The 19175-nt window shown below is 70.0% G+C and carries 17 protein-coding genes; 15 read left to right on the plus strand and 2 right to left on the minus strand.

All coding sequences use genetic code 11. From position 1 onward, the window contains the following. The first annotated feature begins 139 nt into the window (after positions 1–139). The 10 genes from ABZ795_RS18570 (at position 140) to ABZ795_RS18615 (ending at position 11733) form a co-directional block, all read left to right on the plus strand. Complete coding sequence (locus ABZ795_RS18570; RefSeq protein ID WP_357531240.1) at positions 140–1156, plus strand: sugar ABC transporter permease; 1017 nt, start codon at positions 140–142, stop codon at positions 1154–1156. Next, positions 1156–2010 carry a sugar ABC transporter permease gene (locus ABZ795_RS18575; RefSeq protein WP_357531241.1) on the plus strand — a complete coding sequence of 285 codons (855 nt, stop codon included), beginning with the start codon at positions 1156–1158 and terminating at the stop codon, positions 2008–2010. The genes ABZ795_RS18570 and ABZ795_RS18575 overlap by 1 nt, the downstream gene beginning before the upstream one ends. Before the next feature lie 47 nt (positions 2011–2057). Next, positions 2058–2399, plus strand: coding sequence for a hypothetical protein (locus ABZ795_RS18580; protein ID WP_357531242.1), 342 nt, complete (start codon positions 2058–2060; stop codon positions 2397–2399). An 861-nt stretch (positions 2400–3260) separates the two neighbouring features. Beyond that, positions 3261–4325, plus strand: a complete 1065-nt coding sequence (locus ABZ795_RS18585) for a BMP family ABC transporter substrate-binding protein (protein ID WP_327022803.1) — start codon at positions 3261–3263, stop codon at positions 4323–4325. Between the two features lie 256 nt (positions 4326–4581). Continuing rightward, the gene (locus ABZ795_RS18590; protein WP_357531254.1) at positions 4582–6204 is read left to right on the plus strand and encodes an ABC transporter ATP-binding protein; all 1623 of its coding nucleotides are present in this window, start codon (positions 4582–4584) and stop codon (positions 6202–6204) included. Beyond that, positions 6201–7523 carry an ABC transporter permease gene (locus ABZ795_RS18595; protein WP_327022802.1) on the plus strand — a complete coding sequence of 441 codons (1323 nt, stop codon included), beginning with the start codon at positions 6201–6203 and terminating at the stop codon, positions 7521–7523. The genes ABZ795_RS18590 and ABZ795_RS18595 overlap by 4 nt, the downstream gene beginning before the upstream one ends. Positions 7524–7526: 3 nt before the next feature. Continuing rightward, positions 7527–8807: an ABC transporter permease gene (locus ABZ795_RS18600; RefSeq protein WP_357531243.1), complete on the plus strand. Its 1281-nt coding sequence runs from the start codon at positions 7527–7529 to the stop codon at positions 8805–8807. Positions 8808–8822: 15 nt separating this feature from the next. Then, positions 8823–9527, plus strand: coding sequence for a cytidine deaminase (locus ABZ795_RS18605; RefSeq protein WP_357531244.1), 705 nt, complete (start codon positions 8823–8825; stop codon positions 9525–9527). Positions 9528–9663: 136 nt separating this feature from the next. After that, positions 9664–10944: a thymidine phosphorylase gene (locus ABZ795_RS18610; RefSeq protein ID WP_357531245.1), complete on the plus strand. Its 1281-nt coding sequence runs from the start codon at positions 9664–9666 to the stop codon at positions 10942–10944. A 108-nt stretch (positions 10945–11052) separates the two neighbouring features. Continuing rightward, positions 11053–11733, plus strand: coding sequence for a DUF4272 domain-containing protein (locus ABZ795_RS18615; RefSeq protein ID WP_327022798.1), 681 nt, complete (start codon positions 11053–11055; stop codon positions 11731–11733). Here the strand turns inward: ABZ795_RS18615 and ABZ795_RS18620 are convergent. Continuing rightward, positions 11730–12611 (minus strand): putative RNA methyltransferase, encoded by an 882-nt coding sequence (locus ABZ795_RS18620; protein WP_357531246.1) that lies wholly within the window; start codon positions 12609–12611, stop codon positions 11730–11732. The genes ABZ795_RS18615 and ABZ795_RS18620 overlap by 4 nt on opposite strands. A gap of 59 nt (positions 12612–12670) precedes the next feature. On the opposite strand from ABZ795_RS18620, the gene ABZ795_RS18625 reads away from it, so the two are divergent. Further along, on the plus strand, positions 12671–13750 hold the full coding sequence (locus ABZ795_RS18625) for an adenosine deaminase (protein WP_327022796.1): 1080 nt from the start codon (positions 12671–12673) through the stop codon (positions 13748–13750). A gap of 16 nt (positions 13751–13766) precedes the next feature. Here ABZ795_RS18625 and ABZ795_RS18630 read toward each other — a convergent pair whose 3' ends face one another. Beyond that, the gene (locus ABZ795_RS18630) at positions 13767–14108 is read right to left on the minus strand and encodes a hypothetical protein (RefSeq protein ID WP_327022795.1); all 342 of its coding nucleotides are present in this window, start codon (positions 14106–14108) and stop codon (positions 13767–13769) included. Between the two features lie 460 nt (positions 14109–14568). Here ABZ795_RS18630 and ABZ795_RS18635 point away from each other — a divergent pair, with 460 nt between their 5' ends. From ABZ795_RS18635 to ABZ795_RS18650, 4 genes are all read left to right on the plus strand, one after another. Next, positions 14569–18039 carry a nitrate- and nitrite sensing domain-containing protein gene (locus ABZ795_RS18635; RefSeq protein ID WP_357531247.1) on the plus strand — a complete coding sequence of 1157 codons (3471 nt, stop codon included), beginning with the start codon at positions 14569–14571 and terminating at the stop codon, positions 18037–18039. Further along, a complete protein-coding gene (locus ABZ795_RS18640) occupies positions 18036–18440 on the plus strand; it encodes a roadblock/LC7 domain-containing protein (protein WP_013731521.1) in 405 nt (134 codons plus the stop codon). The genes ABZ795_RS18635 and ABZ795_RS18640 overlap by 4 nt, the downstream gene beginning before the upstream one ends. A 100-nt stretch (positions 18441–18540) precedes the next feature. Continuing rightward, a complete protein-coding gene (locus ABZ795_RS18645) occupies positions 18541–18915 on the plus strand; it encodes a DUF742 domain-containing protein (RefSeq protein ID WP_327027273.1) in 375 nt (124 codons plus the stop codon). A 1-nt stretch (position 18916) separates the two neighbouring features. Next, positions 18917–19175 (plus strand): ATP/GTP-binding protein (locus ABZ795_RS18650; protein ID WP_357531255.1); only part of this gene is annotated, 259 nt, incomplete at its 3' end.

A 19175-nucleotide genomic window follows, 5' to 3' on the forward strand; every position in this document is an offset into this window, starting at 1 on the left:
CACCCTCGGCGGGCCCGGGGTCTCTCGGGCCCGCCCCGCCCACCGGTGATGCGCCGGTGACCCTTCGGCACCCGGCAGCGGATCGGCGACCGGCACGGCCGCCGATCCGGCCGAACCCTCTGCTCTGGAGCGCAGCTGGATGACCACCGTGACAGCCGACCCGGCGCCGCCCACGACGCCGCCCGGCCGACCCGCTCGTCCCTCCCGGCTGCGCCGCAGCTGGGAGAAGCACTGGTACGCCTGGGCGATGGTGCTGCCCGTCGTCATCGTCCTGGCGGTACTGATCTTCTACCCGCTGTTCCGCGGGATCTGGCTCTCCTTCACCAACCTCACCGAGGCCAACCAGGTCGCCGAGATCTGCACCAAGTCGATCACCGGCGGCGAGGTCTGCACCGACAACCCCAACAAGTGGGAGTTCGTCGGCCTGGACAACTACGTGCGGGTGCTCACCGGTGAGGTCGGCGAGTTCTGGCAGTGGACCGGCGTCACCCTGATCTGGACCTTCGTCTGTGTGGCCTGCCACTTCGGTCTGGGGCTTGGCCTGGCCACCATGCTCAACCGCCCGATGCGGGCCCGCTCGCTCTACCGGGTGCTGCTGGTGCTTCCCTGGGCGGTGCCGGCCTTCGTCAGCGCCTTCGCCTGGAAGTTCATCTTCAACGAGCGCTTCGGCCTGGCCAACGCGCTGCTGACCGCCCTCGGCATCGATCCGGTCTCCTGGTTCGCCGACCGGTGGACCGCCCTGCTCACCGCCATCGTCACCAACGTCTGGCTGGGGGTGCCCTTCATGATGGTCGCCCTGCTCGGCGGGATGCAGACCATCCCCAGCGAGCTCTACGAGGCGGCCGAGATCGACGGGGCCTCGGCCTGGCAGCGATTCCGCAACATCACCCTGCCCGGGCTGCGTCCGGTCAGCATGACCGTGGTGCTGCTCGGCACCATCTGGACCTTCAACATGTTCCCGATCATCTTCTTGGTCACCGAGGGACAACCGGCCGGACAGAGCGAGATCCTGGTGACCGGTGCCTACCGGGCCGCCTTCGAGGGCATCCGCAACTACTCCCTGGCCTCGACGTACGGGGTACTGATCCTGTCGATCCTGCTGGTGTTCTCGGTGTTCTACCGGCGGGTGCTGCGCAAGCAAGGCGAGGTGTGGTGATGGGCAAGGTCGTTCGTCCGGGTCGCAGCCGGCGGAGCCCGGCGATGTCCGTACTGCTGCACGGCACCCTGATCCTGGCCTCGCTGATCGCGATCGGCCCGATCGCCTGGGTGCTGCTCTCCTCCCTCAAGCCCGGGTACGCCATCCAGAGCAGCGAGTTGACCCTGTTCCGGGACACCACCCTGGCCAACTACAGCTACGTGTTGACCGAGACGAACTTCCCGCGCTGGTTCCTCAACTCGGTGATCGTCGCGGCCTTCACCATGAGCATCGGCATCTTCCTGTCGGCCACCACCGGTTACGCGGTGTCCCGGTTCAACTTCCCGGGCCGCCGTCCGCTGATGCTGGTCTTCCTGGTAACCCAGATGTTCCCGGTGGCCATCCTGATCGTGCCGATCTACACGATCCTGGCCCGGTTGGGCCTGATCAACACCATGCCGGCGTTGATCATCGCGTACCTGACCATCGCGGTGCCCTTCTGCGCCTGGATGTTGAAGGGCTACTTCGACTCCATCCCCACCTCCCTGGACGAGGCGGCGGCCCTGGACGGCTGCGGGCCCTTCGCCACCTTCTGGAGGGTGGTGCTGCCGCTGGCCCGTCCGGCCGTGGCGGTCACCGCCTTCTACACCTTCCTCACCGCCTGGGGTGAGGTGGCGTACGCCTCGGCCTTCATCCAGACCGACGACAAGTTCACCCTGGCGTACGGGTTGCAGCAGTTCGTGCCGCAGTTCAACCCGCAGTGGGAGTACCTGACGGCCGCCGCCGTCCTGGTGACCGTCCCGGCCGGGCTGGTCTTCTTCTTCGCCCAGAAGCACCTGGTCTCCGGCCTGACGGCCGGTGGCACGAAGGGCTGACCAGGTGGCTCTACTACGAACCGTCGTTGATAGGGCAGGATAGGCGGATGGAAGCACTCCGACTCATCCTCCTCTACATCCACCTCATCGGGTTCGCGCTGTTGCTGGGTGGTGCGATCGCGCAATACATCAGCGGCAAGCTCCGGATCAACGCGGCCATGCTCTGGGGCGCGGTGATCCAGCTGCTGAGCGGCACCGGCCTGGCGGCCCCGCTGCGCGACGGTGACGAGCCGGATCCGGCGAAGCTCGTCGTCAAGTTCGTGATCTCTCTGGCGATCTTCGTGATGGTCTTCTTCTCCCGCAAGCGGGCCGACGTCAACCGTGGTCATTTCCTCGCCATCGTGGCACTGACTCTGGTCAACGCGGCAGTGGCGGTCTTCTGGCGCTGATCGAAAATCGGTCGGCCGGCCCGCAGGGGTCGGCCGACCGATCCCATTTGACTTCGCATCACTCATTCCCGAGGGCGGCCCGGACCCCGACCGCCCGATGGTGTCCCTTGCCGTGCGGCAGTACCTGCCGGTGTGGCCTGGGATTTTGTGCCGGATGGGGCCTCGCGCCCGGTCGGCGGCGCTTGTGCCGGCCCGGTGAACCCGGTCGGGGTGAGAGCGGCGGTGAATGCCCGCTTCGCAGATAGTCGAATTCCGCATTCGGGCGGGACACATCCAGCGATAATTGGCGCTACGCGCAGACCGGTAAGCGTACGTCGATAGCCTCGAACCCGGCGTCGCAGATCGTCGTCGACCCCCTGAAGTCGGTGTCGCAGCCCCCGATATCGCGACATACCCTTCAATGGGCGGCAGGGGAATTATCTCCGATTCGTCGTTAGCGGTCGCCGGGGCCACGCCGGGGCGACCGGTGGTGGGCCGGAGTTGTCCGCTGGGGTCGCCGACCGGTTCATACCCGCTTCTACCAGGGACGATTCCCCTGGAAGCCGACTGCCGTCCGGCTCATCCGCACGCCCCGTGTCCCACCGACCAGTCAACTGCCCGAATCAGGGGTCCGCGACTGTCGCGCGTTGTAGACCTCCGACGGAGACCGCCGAACCCGTGATGTTCCCCACCCGAGAATTACGCCTGGGTAACGGGGCTCCAACAGTCCTGCACGATTGTCGTTGGGTAGGCGGGCGTGGGCGTACGCTCTGCGTCCGTAACGTGGGATGCCGGCAGCACAGCGCAGGCCGGTTCAAGGGCAGCCACCGCAACCACGCGGTGTGCAATGGGAAGGGAGACGTCTTGCGCTCGGTGCGTGGGATGCGGATTGCCTCGGTCATCGCGGCGGGTGGGCTCGTACTGAGCGCCGCCGCTTGTGGCGAGGCTCCGGATGAGGAGAACAACGCCGGTTCCGGCGGCGAGAAGTTCAGCGCCTGCATGGTCACCGACGTCGGCGGCATCGACGACAAGTCGTTCAACACCTCGGCCTGGAAGGGCCTCGAGGCCGCCAAGGCCGCGAACAGCAACATCGAGATCAAGTACGTGGCCTCCAAGGCCGAGGCGGACTACGAGCCGAACCTCACCCAGTACGTCAACCAGGACTGCAACTTCATCCTGGCCGTCGGCGGTCTGATGGGCGACGCCACCAAGAAGATCGCCGAGGCGAACCCGGACCAGCAGTTCGGCATCGTCGACGCCAACCCGGGCGTGACCAACGTCTTCCCGATGGAGTTCGACACCGCGCAGGCCGCCTTCCTCGCCGGCTACGTAGCCGCGGGCATGAGCGAGAGCGGCAAGGTGGGCACCTACGGCGGCGTGAAGATCCCGCCGGTGACCATCTTCATGGACGGCTTCGTCGACGGCGTCGCCCACTACAACAAGGCCAAGGGCGCCAACGTCCAGGCCCTCGGTTGGAACAAGGCGACCCAGAACGGCTCCTTCGCCAACACCTTCGAGAAGCAGGACGACGGCAAGAAGGTCAGCGACGCGCTGGTCGCCCAGGGCGCGGACATCATCATGCCGGTCGCCGGTGGCGCCGGCCTCGGCACCACCGCCGCGGCCCAGGCCTCGGGCGGCAAGTACACCGCCATCTGGGTGGACGTCGACGGCTGCGAGAGCACCCAGAACTGCGCGGCGATCCTGACCACCGTGGTGAAGAACATGCCGGACGCCGTCAAGGACGCCGTGCTCAAGGCCGCCGGTGGCGAGAAGCTCAACGCCGAGGAGGGCTTCGTCGGCACCCTGGCCAACAACGGCGTCTCGATCGCCCCGTTCCACGAGTTCGACAGCAAGGTCCCGGCCGAGCTCAAGGCCGAGGTCGAGAAGCTGAAGGCGGACATCGTCGCCGGCACCGTCAAGGTCGAGTCGGCCGCCCAGCCGAAGTGACCCTTGGTCGCCTGCCTGCGATGGGACGATCACCGCAGGCGGGCGGCCAGCCGAGCCACAGCATGATCCGGCCGCCCCGGCGGCGGGTAACCCCCGCTGCCGGGGCGGCCGGTGGCGCACCCCGGTCCGGGTCGGCGTCACACCCCGGTCGTCAGCGGCTACGCTGCACCATCGCTTCGCACTCCAGGAGGTTGCGCTGAGACTCGAACTGCGCGGCATCACCAAGCGGTTCGGTGATCTGGTCGCCAACGACCACATCGATCTGACGGTGGAGCCTGGAGAGATTCACGCCCTGCTCGGCGAGAACGGTGCCGGCAAGTCGACCCTGATGAACGTGCTCTACGGGCTCTACCAGCCGGACGAGGGCGAGATTCTGGTCGACGGCAAGCCGTTGAAGCTGCGCGGCCCCTCCGACGCCATCGCGGCCGGCATCGGCATGGTGCACCAGCACTTCATGCTCGTACCGGTCTTCACCGTCACCGAGAACGTCATGCTCGGTGCCGAGCAGGTGCGCGGTGGCATCGCCGGTTTCCTGGACCGGCGCCGGGCCCGGCGCGAGGTCGCCGAGGTGTCCGAGCGGTACAACCTGCGGGTCGACCCGGACGCGGTGATCGAGGACCTGCCGGTGGGTGTGCAGCAGCGGGTGGAGATCGTCAAGGCGCTGACCCGCGACGTGGACCTGCTCATCCTCGACGAGCCGACCGCGGTGCTAACCCCGCAGGAGACCGAGGAACTGCTCGCCGTGATGCGGTCGCTCAAGGCCGCCGGCAAGTCGATCGTCTTCATCACCCACAAGCTCGGCGAGGTGAAGGCGATCGCCGACCGGATCACCGTGATCCGGCGCGGCAGGACCGTGGGCACGGCCTCCCCGCAGGCCAGCCGCGACGAGTTGGCCGCCCTGATGGTCGGCCGTACCGTCCGACTAACCGTGGACAAGGCCCCGGCCACCGCCGGTGAGCCGGTCCTGGAGGTCGCCGGCCTGGTCGTCGACGACGACCGGCAGATCCGCGCGGTGGACGGTGTCGACCTGACGGTACGCGCAGGCGAGGTGCTCGGCATCGCGGGAGTGCAGGGCAACGGTCAGACCGAACTGGTCGAGGCGATCATGGGCTTGCGTCCGGTGCTCGCCGGCACGGTGAGCCTCGACGGGAAGCGCGTCGACGGCTGGTCGACCAAGAAGGTGTTGCGGGCGGGCGTCGGCTACGTCCCGGAGGACCGCAGCGTGGACGGTCTGGTCAAGGAGTTCTCCGTGGCGGAGAACCTGGTCCTGGACATCTACGACCGGCCCCCGTTCGGCCGGGGCCTGTCGATCAAGCCGGAGGCGATCGCCAGGTCGGCCAAGGAGCGAATCGAGCAGTTCGACGTTCGTACCTCGTCTGCCCAGGCGCCGGTCGGCACCCTCTCCGGCGGCAACCAGCAGAAGGTGATCGTGGCCCGGGAACTGTCCCGGCCTCTGAAGCTCTTCATCGCCGCCCAGCCCACCCGGGGGGTGGACGTGGGCTCGATCGAGTTCATCCACAGCCGGATCATCCGCGAGCGGGACATCGGCACCGCCGTGCTGGTGGTCTCCAGCGAACTCGACGAGGTGATCGGGCTGGCCGACCGGATCGCGGTGATGTATCGCGGCCGGGTCATCGGCATCGTCGGCCCGGACACCCCACGCGAGGAGATCGGCCTGCTGATGGCCGGCATCATGCCCGGCACCGAGGGTGAAGCACCCGGGGCCGACCCGGTCGCCGACGGCCGGGACGCGACCACCGATGCCGACACTGTCTCCGGCGGGGGCGTCACCGCGACCACCGACCGCGACGTCACGGCGACCACGGACGAGGTGGCTTCCGGTCCCGAGGGGCCAGGCAACGAGGACGAGAAGGCATGACCGACAACCTTCAGCCCGGCTCCCCGGACAAGGAGCCGGCGAGCCCGGAGCAGGCCGCCCACAGCGCGCTCGACAACACCGAGCAGGCCGAGGCCGCCACCACGCCGACCAGCCCGGAGCCGCGGCCCACCCTGGGACGGCTGTTCCTGGAGAACCTGTGGGCCGCCAACACCTTCACGGTGACCGTGCTGTCGCTGGTGCTGGCGATGGTCGTCGGCGCCATCCTGATGATCATCTCCGATCCGGACGTGCTGGCCACCTACGCCTACATCACGGCCCGCCCCTCGGACGCGATCAACTCCAGTTGGACCCTGGTCAGTGAGGCGTACGCGAACCTGTTCAAGGGCTCCGTCTTCGATCCGGGAGCGACCACCCTCACCGCCGCGTTGCATCCGATCTCGGAGACCCTCACGTACACCGCCCCCCTGGTCTTCACCGGCCTGTCGGTGGCGCTCGCCTTCCGGGGCGGCCTGTTCAACATCGGGGCCCAGGGGCAGGCCGTCATGGGCGTCGTGCTGGCCGCCCTGGCCGGCTTCCTGCTGCCGCTGCCGCCCGGGTTGCACCTGCTGGTCGCGGTGCTCGCCGGCGCGCTCGGCGGCGCCATCTGGGGCTTCATCCCGGGCATCCTCAAGGCGCGAACCGGCGCCCACGAGGTGATCAATACGATCATGCTCAACTACATCGCGGTCTACTTCCTGACCTGGCTGATCCTGCAGAACGGGGTGCAGGACCCGAACCGCACCGACGCGATCAGCCGGCCGGTGGACGCCTCCGCCCAACTGCCCCGCCTCTTCGGCGAGCCGCTGCGGGCGCACGCCGGCATCTTCCTGGCGGTGCTGGCCACCTGGGCGGTCGCCTGGCTGCTCAACCGCTCCACCCTCGGCTTCGAACTGCGAGCGGTGGGGGCCAACCCGGATGCGGCCCGGACCGCCGGCATCAGCGTCACCCGTACTTACGTCCTGGTCATGGTCTTCGCCGGGATCCTCGCCGGGCTCGGCGGTTCGCAGATGGTGCTCGGCACCACGGCCGCCGCGCTGACCCCCCTGGTGATCGCCCAGATCGGCTTCGACGGCATCCTGATCGCCCTGCTCGGCCGGGTGAAACCGTGGGGCGTCGCAATGGCCGCGCTGCTGTTCGGCGCACTGCAGGCCGGCGGCAACCGGATGCAGTCGTACTCCGGGATCTCGCTGGAACTCGTCACCGTGCTTCAGGCGCTGATCGTCATCTTCATCGCCGCCCCCGCCCTGGTGAAGGCGATCTTCCAGCTCCGGGCCGCCCGCGCCGCCCGGCTCCAGACGAGCCTCGCGAAGGGCTGGTGAGGCATGTCCACCATGGCTGTTCCCGACGTCGCGGTCGCCTCGGTCGACGAGGGATTCTGGACCCGTACCCGCAAGGTCGGTGTGGTGCTGCTGGCGCTCGGCCTGCTGGCCACGGTGCTGTTCGGTGCCCTGGCCACCGGCGAGCAGGCCCACTTCACCCTCAGCGAGGACGCCGCCGGAGCGGCGCTGGAGGTCAACGGCACGGTCGGTGCGATCGTCTTCGGGCTGATCACCCTGGCCGCCGGTGCGGCGATGCTCACCCGGCTGCCGAAGCGCTGGTTCCTCCCGGTGCTCGCGGTGGGCCTGGTCGCCTTCGTGCTCTCCTTCCTGTGCTGGCAGGTCTCCGCCGCGCCGGCCGGGCAGAACTTCATGCCCCTGGTGAACATCGTGCGGGGCACCTTCCTGCTGGCCCTGCCGCTGATCTTCGGCGCGCTGGCCGGGGTGCTCTGCGAGCGGTCCGGCGTGGTGAACGTGGCCATCGAGGGGCAGTTGCTGATGGGGGCGTTCAGCGGCGCGCTGTTCGGCAGCATCAGCGGCAACGTCTGGGTCGGTCTGGTCGCCGCCGCGATCGGCGGCTCCTTCATCTCGCTGCTGCTGGCCGTCTTCTCCATCAAATACCTGGTCGACCAGGTGGTCATGGGCATCGTGCTGAACCTGCTGGCGCTCGGCATCACCGGCTTCCTCTACGAGCGGCTGATGCAGACCAACTCGGAGCGCTACAACAGCGCCCCCCGGTTCAGCAACTGGGAGATCCCGCTGCTGTCGGACATCCCGCTGCTGGGCCCGGCGCTGTTCCGGGGCAACATCTTCCTCTACCTCGCCCTGCTGCTGGTGCTCGTCATCCATATCGCGCTGTTCCGTACCCGGTGGGGGCTGCGGACCCGTTCGGTCGGTGAGCACCCGACGGCGGCGGACACCCTCGGCGTGAAGGTGCTCGGGCTGCGCTACCGCAACGTGATCCTGGCCGGGGCGATCGCCGGCATCGGCGGTGCCTCGTACACCCTGGCGCTCTACTCGTTCACCAAGAACATGATCGGCGGCAAGGGCTTCATCGCCCTGGCTGCGCTGATCTTCGGCCGGTGGAGTCCGACCGGGGCGCTGCTCGCCGCCCTCTTCTTCGGCTTCGCCGACCAGTTGGCCACCTACCTGGGCGCGATCAACAGCATCATCCCCGGCCAGTTCCTGGCCATGCTGCCGTACCTTGCGACCATCCTGGCGGTGGCCGGACTGGTCGGCCGGGTGCGGGCACCGGCCGCGGACGGTAAGCCGTACATCAAGGGCTGAGCCAGGGAGCAGACCATGGAGATCGACTGGGGGCGGCTGCGGGCCGCGGCCACCGAGGTGATGCGGCACGCGTACGTGCCGTACTCGAACTTCCCGGTGGGAGCGGCGGCGCTTGTCGACGACGGCCGGATCGTGGTCGGCTGCAACGTCGAGAACGCCGCGTACGGCGTGGTGCTCTGCGCCGAATGCGGGGTGGTCTCCTCCCTGCACGCCACCGGGGGAGGCCGGATCGTCGCGCTGTCCTGCGTCGACGCCACCGGTGAGCCGCTGATGCCGTGCGGACGGTGCCGGCAGCTGCTCTGGGAACAGGGTGGACCGGACTGCCTGATCGAGGCCAGGAGCGGCCCGCTGCCGATGTCCGAACTGCTGCCGCACGCCTTCGACGTGGGCGACCTGGAGGCGGTGACCGGCGAGCAGTCGGTGCCGGAGGTACCCGCCCGGTTGGCCGCCTGGCGTGGCCGGGGCACCGTCTTCGTACACCCCGACCTGTCCGCCGGGCAGCAGATCTGGACGGCGTACTGGGAACGGTCCTCCGGCGAGGACGCGGGGGCCGAGACCGGGGTGCTGGAGGAGGGGCCGAGCTGGGGCGATCCGGCTGAGGCGATCAGCTGGGGGTTGGCGCGGACGCCTCGGGTCGTGGTGGTGGACGCTTCCGGCGCGATCTTCTGGGCTGGTGAGGGTGAGTCGCCGGCGGAGATTCCGGATCGTTGGGGTGGCTGAGCTTGGGGGGATGGGCCGACCGGGACCGGCTCCGGGCGGTCAGGCTTGATCCCTCCGCCGGTCCCGGTCGGCCCATCCCCTCGGTGGGTGCGGTGGGCGAACCGGTATCACCATGCGACTAGGGAAGAGCTGTCTGATGAGTGGGTTTGCGGCGGTTGATGTTATTCGGGTGAAGCGGGACGGGGGGGTGCTCTCCGACTCGCAGATCGACTGGGTGGTGGATGCGTACACCCGGGGGGCGGTGGCCGACGAGCAGATGTCGGCGCTGGCCATGGCGATCCTGCTCAACGGGATGACCCCGGCGGAGATCGCCCGGTGGACCGCCGCGATGATCGCCAGCGGTGAGCGGCTTGATCTGTCCTCGGTGGCCCGGCCCACCGTCGACAAGCACTCCACCGGTGGGGTCGGCGACAAGATCACTCTGCCGTTGACCCCGCTGGTGGCGGCCTGCGGTGCGGCCGTGCCGCAGCTGTCCGGCCGAGGGCTGGGGCACACCGGCGGCACCCTGGACAAACTGGAGTCCATTCCCGGGTGGCGGGCCGCGCTGAGCAACCAGGAGTTCATCGCGCAGCTGCGCGACATCGGCGCGGTCATCTGCGCCGCCGGGTCGGGGCTGGCCCCGGCCGACCGCAAGCTGTACGCGCTGCGCGACGTCACCGGCACGGTGGAGGCGATTCCGCTGATCGCCAGCTCGATCATGAGCAAGAAGATCGCCGAGGGCACCGGGGCCCTGGTGCTCGACGTGAAGGTCGGCTCCGGCGCGTTCATGAAGTCCGTCGACGATGCCCGGGAACTGGCCCGGACCATGGTCGAACTGGGTGGCGCGCACGGGGTGAAGACCGTGGCCCTGCTCACCGACATGTCCACCCCCCTAGGCCTGACCATCGGCAACGGGGTGGAGGTGACCGAGTCCGTCGAGGTGCTCGCCGGAGGCGGCCCCGCCGACGTGGTGGAACTGACCCTGGCCCTGGCCCGGGAGATGCTCGACGCCGCCGGGCTGACCGACGCCGATCCGGCCGCCGCCCTGCGGGACGGGCGGGCGATGGACGTGTGGCGCGCGATGATCCGCGCCCAGGGTGGCGACCCGGACGCCCCGATGCCCCAGGCCCCCGAGGTGGAGGTGGTCCGGGCGGACTCCGACGGGTACGTGGCGGCGATCGACGCGTACGCCATGGGGGTTGCGGCCTGGCGACTGGGTGCCGGCCGGGCCCGCAAGGAGGACCCGGTCAGCGTGCCCGCGGGGGTGGTGCTGCACAAGCGCCCCGGTGACCCGGTGCGGGCCGGCGAGCCGCTGTACGAGTTGCGCGCCGAGCGGGCCGAGAGCATCCCGGCCGCACTGGCGCAGGCGGCCTCGGCGGTGACCGTGGCGGCGCAGCCACCGGCATCGACCCCGCTGGTGATCGAACGAATCGAGTGAGTCGACCCGCCCTCTTGACCCATGGTGCCCGACCATTCGGGCCGCTACTCTCGCAGGCCAGGGGGGCCCGCCGGCGCCGCGAGGCCGTTAGCAGACAGGGATCTTGCTGTGATCGTTCCTGCCCCGGACCCCCGGGAAGTGCGTGAGGCGAGCCTGGAGGAGCTGTCCCGGTTGGGGCTGCCGCTGCCACCTCCGCAGTTTCCGCTGGTGTGGGAGCCGGGCGACCGGATCGAGCTGCGGCCCACCGTGGAGATCGAGGCGCGGATCGCGGTACTGCATCTGATCCTGGCCCGCTGCTTCGGCATGCCGGCCCGGGCGGCGATGAGTTGGCTGCTGGCCTCGCACCTGGTGGAGATGGTCACCCCGCCGGAGTTCCAGTTCGTCACCGGGGCCAAGGGGGACCACCGTTCGTTCGTCCTGCACCACGACGCGGTGTTCTCGCTGGCCTGGGTGCTCGGCCTGACCAAGCAGCTGGACCCCACCCTGGCGGTGGACGAGCGGCTGGTGGAGCGACTGCCGAACATCGTCGAGGGGGAGACCTTCCCGCAGTGGCGCTCCCGCATCCTGACCGCGCCGCAACATCCGGCGGACGCGGCGGCCCTGCTGGACCTGCACTACTGCCTGGACTGGGCTTACCTGGAGGTGGACCGGGCCGGTGGGGTGCTGCCCGGCCTGGTCGACGCCAACGCGATCGGCCAGCGACGATGGGCCCTGGAGTGGGCGGTGATCCTGCGCGGGCCGTACCACGACGAACCCCCGGGTTGGGAAGAGGTGGATCTCTCCACCTAGCGGGGGCGGTACACCCCCAGCCGGACCGCCATCCGCACCCGGACCGGCTCACCCAGGCCCCCGATCCGGTCGGCCAACCCCGCCGGGTCGGCGTGCCAGGCGCTCGGCCCCATGCCGACCAGGGTGGCCACCTCCGCATGCGACAGGGTCAGCTCCTGCCGGTGCACAGTGCTGGACTCCTCGACAAAGTGGTCCCCCAGGCTGGCCGCCACCCGGTCCACCTTGGCCGGGTCGACCCGCAGCAGACCCAGGGCGTCGACCAGTTCGGTCAGGTGCTCGGCGGTCGGGGTGACCACCAGCAGCCGCCCGGCCGGGTCGATGACCCGGCGGAACTCCGGCCCGTTGCGGGGGGCGAAGACGTTCAGCAGCAGCGCCACCGAGGCGTCCGCCAACGGCAGCCGCTGCCAGGTGTCGGCCAGGGCGGCGCTGCCGCGCGGGTGTGCCCGGGCGGCCCGGCGTACCGCGGGCTTGGCGATGTCCAGCGCCAGACCGACCGCCGCCGGCACCGCCGCCAGCACCGCCGCGAGGTGCCGACCGGTGCCCGCTCCGGCATCCACCACCAGGGGGTACGCCCGCGCCGTACCGGCGGGTGGGGAGGGTAGGTGGCGCGCGGCGGCCTCGGCCAGGGCGGTGGAGATGATGTCGTAGTGGCCGGCGGCCAGGAACTGGGCCCGCGCGGCGACCATCTCCGTCGTGTCGCCGAGGTGCGGGGCCCTACCGGTCAGCAGGTTGACGTAGCCCTGCCGGGCGATGTCGAAGCTGTGCCGGCGTGGACAGCGCAGGGCCTGGCCGCCATCGGCGGTGATGGTCAGCCCCTCGCCGCAGACCGGGCAACGCAGGCGCTCGACGACCCGGGGATCCGGTCCAACTGCGGTCACCCGGCCATTGTCCCCGCTGTCGGCTGGGGAGGGTCGGCGCAGGGTACTAGGGTCAGAGCATGGTCACGACTCTGCGGTACGAGGACATCGTCAAGGCACCCAAGGCGCTGCTGCACGACCACCTGGACGGCGGCCTGCGACCTGCGACGATCATCGACCTGGCTGCCGAGATCGGACATCCGCTGCCCACCACCGACCCCCAGGAGTTGGGCCGGTGGTTCGTGGCGGCGGCCGACTCCGGGTCGTTGGAGCGTTACCTGGAGACCTTCGCGCACACCGTGGCCGTGATGCAGACCCCCGCCGCGCTGCGTCGGGTGGCCCGGGAGTGCGCCCTGGACCTGGCCGCCGACGGGGTGGTCTACGCCGAGGTGCGGTTCGCGCCGGAGCAGCACCTGGAACGGGACCTGAGCCTGGACGAGGTGGTCGAGGCGGTGCTGGCCGGGTTCGCCGAGGGCAGCGCCCTGGCCGCCGAGTCCGGTACCCCGATCCGGGTCGGCACCCTGCTGACCGCGATGCGGCACGCGGCCCGCTCGCAGGAGATCGCCGAGTTGGCCGTCCGGCACCGCGACCACGGGGTGGTCGGCTTCGACATCGCCGGGGCGGAGGCGGGCTTCCCGCCCACCCGGCACCTGGACGCCTTCGAATACCTCCAGCGGGAGAACTTCCACTTCACCATCCACGCCGGTGAGGCCTTCGGGCTGCCCTCGATCTGGCAGGCCATCCAGTGGTGCGGGGCGGACCGCCTGGGCCACGGGGTACGCATCGTCGACGACATCACCCCCGGTGCCCAGCCGGTGCTCGGTCGGCTGGCCGCGTACGTGCGGGACAAGCGCATCCCGCTGGAGTTGTGCCCCTCGTCGAACGTGCAGACCGGGGCTGCCCCCTCGATCGCCGAGCACCCGATCGGACTGCTCCGTGACCTGCGGTTCCGGGTGACCGTCAACACCGACAACCGGTTGATGAGCGGCACCTCGGTCTCCCGGGAGATGGCCCTGCTCTGCGACGCCTTCGGCTACGGCTGGCGCGAGTTGCAGTGGTTCACCATCAACGCGATGAAGAGCGCCTTCATCCCCTTCGACGAGCGCCTTCAGATCATCGACGAGGTGATCAAGCCGGCGTACGCGAAGCTGCTGGGCTGAGAGCCGGGGCCCGGCCTCACCGCACGGGTGGCCCACCTGCGGCGCGCAGGTGGGCCACCCGGCGCAGCACCTCCCGGCCGCGGGCCGCCTCCGCGCCGAGGCCGGTCTGTCGACGCAGCACGGCCGGTTCGGCGCGCAGCAGGGCCATCCCGCGCCGCAGCAGCACCCGGGGGCCCTTGCGCTGCTCGGCGAGATCCCGGCTCAACCGTCGCAGGAAGGTCGCCCCACGCGGCCGACGCAGGGCGTACGCCCCGGCCAGCAGGCCGCGTTGTCGGCATTCCTCGACGATCTCGGCAGCGAAAATCCCTTCGGCGACGAAAAGTGGCGCATCGGCCAGATCAAATCGTCGGGTGGTCACCCGGCGATCCTCATTTATGGCATAGACCGGCACGTCTGCCTGACCGTGACGAACCAGTTGGGCAATGGTCTCCACGGCAGTGACGGCATCCCAGGAAGCGGGCGATTCCCAGTCGATCTGCCCGTTCCGTCGAGGTAACGTAGGGTCATCGCCGTCCTTGTAGAAGTCGTCCAGGCAGAGGACAGGAAGTCCCGTTTGACGCGCTATGTACGACTTTCCAGAGCCAGAAGGACCGGCAAGTAGGACGACTCGGCGCATGGTGCTCATTACTTTAAGTGACTCCGGACAGACGGACCGCGATCAAATTGCATCAACATCTCATCACACCGCCAGCTAGGGCCAACCTGGGCTTTCTCTTTGTCGACGGGCGTGATGGAATCTCGGATGGTCCGACCCACCGGGTCGGCTGCTGGGCGTTGCCCGGAGGCAACGCGGACGCTGCAATCACGAGGGCGGTGACGTGAGCAAACGGCCGAAGACGGCAGGTTCCTTCCTGTCGCGTCTGGGCCGGCCGACTGGTCGGCTCCGCGACATGCCGATCTGGTCAAAGCTCGGTCTCATCATGATCGTGCCGACCATCGCCACGGTCGTCGTGGGCACCAGCGGCCTGTTGGACCACCTGGATTCGCTGGGTGACGCCAACCGTGCTGGTGACCTCGCCCAGCTCATCGGCCACTCCGGTGCCCTGGTGGACGGCCTGCAGGACGAGCGGACCGCAGCGGTGCTGCTGCTGGGGGTGCCGCCGCAGCAGCAGGGGCAGCCCGAGCCGGAAGAGAAGAAGAAGTACACCGCCCTCTACAACGAGGTGTCGAACCGGGTCGACGAGTTCAAGGTCCCCTACTCCCAGCAGCGGTCCGAGCTCACCGACCTGCCGGCCAGCCTCGCCGGGCTGCTCAACCAGATCGACGGGCGGCTGACCGACCTGCCGGGCACCCGTAGCCAGGTCTTCAACGGCAAGTTCAAGATCACGGATGCCCTCCAGTCCTACGACGAGCTGATCAACCAGATGCTCACCATCCGCGACTCGGCCAGCCAGCTGGCCGGCGACAACGAGCTCAGCGACCGGATGCGGGCAGCGGCCGCCGTGGCCCGGGAGAAGGAGTGGCTCTCCGTACGCCGGGTCGTGGTGCACCGGGCGCTCCAGCGGGGCATGAGTTCCGCCCTGCGGACGGACTACATCGCCAGCGAGACCGGCCAGCAGCAGGCCCAGCAGAGCTTCACCTCGGTGGCCACCGAGGAGGAGGCGGAGTACCACGCCCAGACCATCGGCGGTGGTGACCGCCGGCAGGCCACGATCTACATCAGCCAGGTCAACGCGGACACCTCCCCGGATCTCTCCGGGGTCTCCTTCAACGCCGACCAGTGGGACGCCGCGCTGGTCGCCAACGGCAAGCTGATCCGTACGGTGGAGGCGAAGTTCGACTCCGACGTGCAGACCCAGGCCGCGGAGCTCCGCTCCGACGTGCAGCGTCAGGTGTTCCTGGAGACCGGTCTGCTGCTGAGCATGCTGCTGCTGGCCATCATCCTGGCCTACCTGGTGGCCCGCTCGATGGCCCGCTCGCTGCGTGAACTGCGCCAGGGTGCGCTCTCCGTCGCCCAGTACGGGTTGCCCCAGGCCGTGGCCCGACTGCGGGATCCGCAGGTCACCGGGCAGCTCTCCCCGGTGCAGTTGGCCAACCAGATCGCCGAGCCGCTGCCGGTCCGCAGCCGCGACGAGTTCGGTCAGGTGACCGAGGCCTTCAACGCGGTCCACCTGGAGGCCGTCCGTACCGCCGCCGAGCAGGCCGCGCTGCGGGCATCGGTGGCCACCATGTTCGTCAACCTGGCTCGCCGGTCGCAGATTCTGGTCGACCGGCTGATCGGGCACCTGGACCGGCTGGAGCGCGGCGAGGAGGACCCGGACCGGCTGGCCGAGCTGTTCCAGCTGGACCACCTGGCCACCCGGATGCGCCGCAACGACGAGAACCTGCTGGTCCTCGCCGGTGCCGACTCGACCCGGGTGCAGCGTGAGCCGGCCGCCCTGATCGACGTGCTGCGCGCCGCCCAGTCGGAGGTCGAGCACTACACCCGGATCGAGTTCGGGGTGATCGACCGCGACATCGAGGTGGCCGCGCATGCGGTGAACGACCTCGTGCACCTCGTCGCCGAGCTGTTCGACAACGCCACCGCCTTCTCGCCGCCGGATTCGCAGGTGCTGGTCGAGGCCCGCCGGGTCGGCGACCGCGCCTCCCTGTACGTCGAGGACCGGGGCATCGGGATCAGCCCCGAGCAGTTGACCGACCTGAACGAACGACTGGCCACTCCGCCCCAGGTGGACGTGGCGGTCTCCCGGATGATGGGCCTGGTCGTGGTCGCCCGGCTGGCCTCCCGGCACACCGTCAAGGTCGAGCTGCGCCCCGGCACCGATCGCGGCACGGTGGCTGATGTCACCCTGCCCCCCACCGTGCTGGTGCCCCGGGCCCTCTCGGGCCGTGGCCCGCAGCCCGCCGCCCTGCCCGCACCGGCCGGACCGGCCCCCGCCTTCGGGGCCCTGCCCGCCCTGGGCAACGGCCCGAGCGCGCCGGCGAACCCGGCCGCCCCGGCACCGGGGGTCGGCGGCTCCGGTAACCAGGTGACCCTGGGCGGTCGGCCCTTCGAGCCGGCCAACCGCAACGGTGCGGGCAACCCGGCCACCGTGGCCGGTGCCGGCAACCTGCCCGCCTGGTCGGACCTCACCGGCGCCAGCGGCGTCACCGGCGGTGCCAACAGCTTCACCCCCCGCTCCAGCAACGGCCAGCCGACCGATCCGCTGCCGCAGCGGCGGGCCGCCGAGGAGCAGGGTGGCGGCGGGCAGCACGCCATCCCCCGTCAGCTGCCGAGCAGCCCCGAGGTCGGGCCGTACGCTCCGCCCGCGGTGTCGGCACCACCCATCCCACCGGTCTCCTCGCCGCCGGTCTCGGGCACGCCGTACTCCGCCCCGCCGGTCTCGGCGGCCCCGGTCTCCGGTCAACCGGTCTCCGGTCAACCGGTTTCGGCCGCACCGATCTCGCCTCCGCCCGGTAGCTCCTTGCCCCAGCGTCCGGTCTCGGCCGGCCCGGCCACCTCGGCGCCACCGGCCTGGCCGCCGGTCGCCGGTGAGCCTCCGGCCCCGGCCGTGCCGGAGCGGCTGGCCGCCGCCCTGGACATGACCACGGAGCTGCCTCGGGTGCCGCGTCCGGCAGCACAGCCGGCACCCCCTGCCCGGCCGGCCCCGCCGACCATCCCCACGCCGCCGCAGGTGCAGAACCGGCAGCGGTACGCGGATGAGACGATGGAGCTGCCGATCTTCCGGGAGCTCGAGTCGGCGTGGTTCCGTACCCGCCGTTCCGGCCCGGAAGAGTCCGCAGGTGCCCGCCAGCCGGCGGCGAACGGGGCACCTACCCAGCAGTTCTCCACGGTCGACACCGCCGGTCGGCCCAGCCAGCAGAACCAGACCGGGACGACAGGTAACGCACCGATGGCAGAGACTCCGACGGCCGCAGGCGGGCCGGGTGGGAACGGCACCGCAGCGAACGGCGGCCTGCGCCCCGGTGCTGCCGAAAGCCGACCCGCCTTCCGTCCGCCATCGCCGGAGAGCGTGTGGCAGACTGCGGCCGACGACGGTTGGCGGGCGGCCTCCGCCGCCAGTCAGGCGCCGGCCGCCGGCACCACCCAGACCGGGCTGCCCAAGCGCACGCCGATGGCGCAGCTCGTTCCGGGCGCGGTGGAGAAGCCCACCAACTCGGTGCAGCGACGCAACCCGGAATCGGTGCGCGGGCTGCTTTCCGCCTATCACCGGGGTGTCCAGCGGGGGCGCAACAACCCGTCGGACGGCAACCCGACCGGCCCGGAGGGGACTCCGGGCGGGCCGCAATCCTCGCAGTCTGGCTCAGGCCCGGTGGCCGGGAGCAGGCAGAAGGAGCAAGAAGGATGACTAGTACGCAGGATCTCGGTTGGCTGCTGGCCAACTTCGCCGATCGGGTACCCGGTGTCGCCCACGCGGTCGCCGTCTCCGCGGACGGCCTGCTCCTGGCGTCGTCACGCGACCTTCCCCGGGACCGGGCGGACCAGCTGGCGGCGATCGCCTCCGGCCTGGTCAGCCTGACCCAGGGCGCGGCCCGGTGCTTCGAGGGCGGTGCCGTGTTGCAGACCGTGGTCGAGATGGACAACGGCTTCCTGTTCCTGATGTCGATCTCCGACGGGTCGTCGTTCGCGGTGCTCGCGGCCCGCAGCTGCGACGTGGGACAGGTCGGCTACGAGATGGCCCTGCTCGTGGACCGGGTGGGCGACGCCCTGACCCCGCAGCCGCGTACGGCTGTGGGGATGATGGGCTGATCGTCACGCCAGCCGGTGGGGCGGGCGGGGCGACAACACTGCATACGACGGGTAGCACCGGTGGTTTCCGGTGCCGGGTACGAAGGAGGTGAGCGGCGACATGGATCGTGACGAGCCGACCGGTGCGTTGGTCCGTCCCTACGCCGTTACCCGCGGTCGTACCCGTCCCCGCCTCGACATCGCCTTGGAGGCGTTGGTCGAGACGACGGTGCGCGGTCGGGCCGTTGCCACTGGCAACGCTGGTCAAGGCCGTGAACACCAGTACATCGCCGCGCTGTGTGACGGACGCGTGCAGTCGCTCGCCGAGATCGCGGCGCGGATGCAGCTTCCGCTCGGGGTGGCCCGGGTGCTCATCGCCGACATGGCGACGGACGGCCTGGTCGCGGTCCACGAGCCGACCATCCTGGACGACTCGGACGACGCGGTGGGCACTGAACTGCTGGAGAGGGTGCTGAGTGGACTTCGCAGGCTCTGACATGTCGCACCGGCCGCCGGTCCCGAGCGGGCGCGTGACGTCGGCGAAGATCGTTATCGCCGGCGGATTCGGCGTCGGCAAGACGACGCTGGTCGGTTCGGTCTCGGAGATCACGCCGCTGACCACCGAGGCCATCATGACTTCCGCCGGGGTGGGCGTCGACGGCACCCGGCAGGTGCCGGGGAAGACGACCACCACGGTGGCCATGGACTTCGGCCGTATCTCGATCGATCGTGACCTGATCCTGTACCTGTTCGGTA

Source organism: Micromonospora sp. NPDC047134 (assembly GCF_040643455.1).
In the GTDB taxonomy this organism is placed as follows: Bacteria; Actinomycetota; Actinomycetes; order Mycobacteriales; family Micromonosporaceae; genus Micromonospora.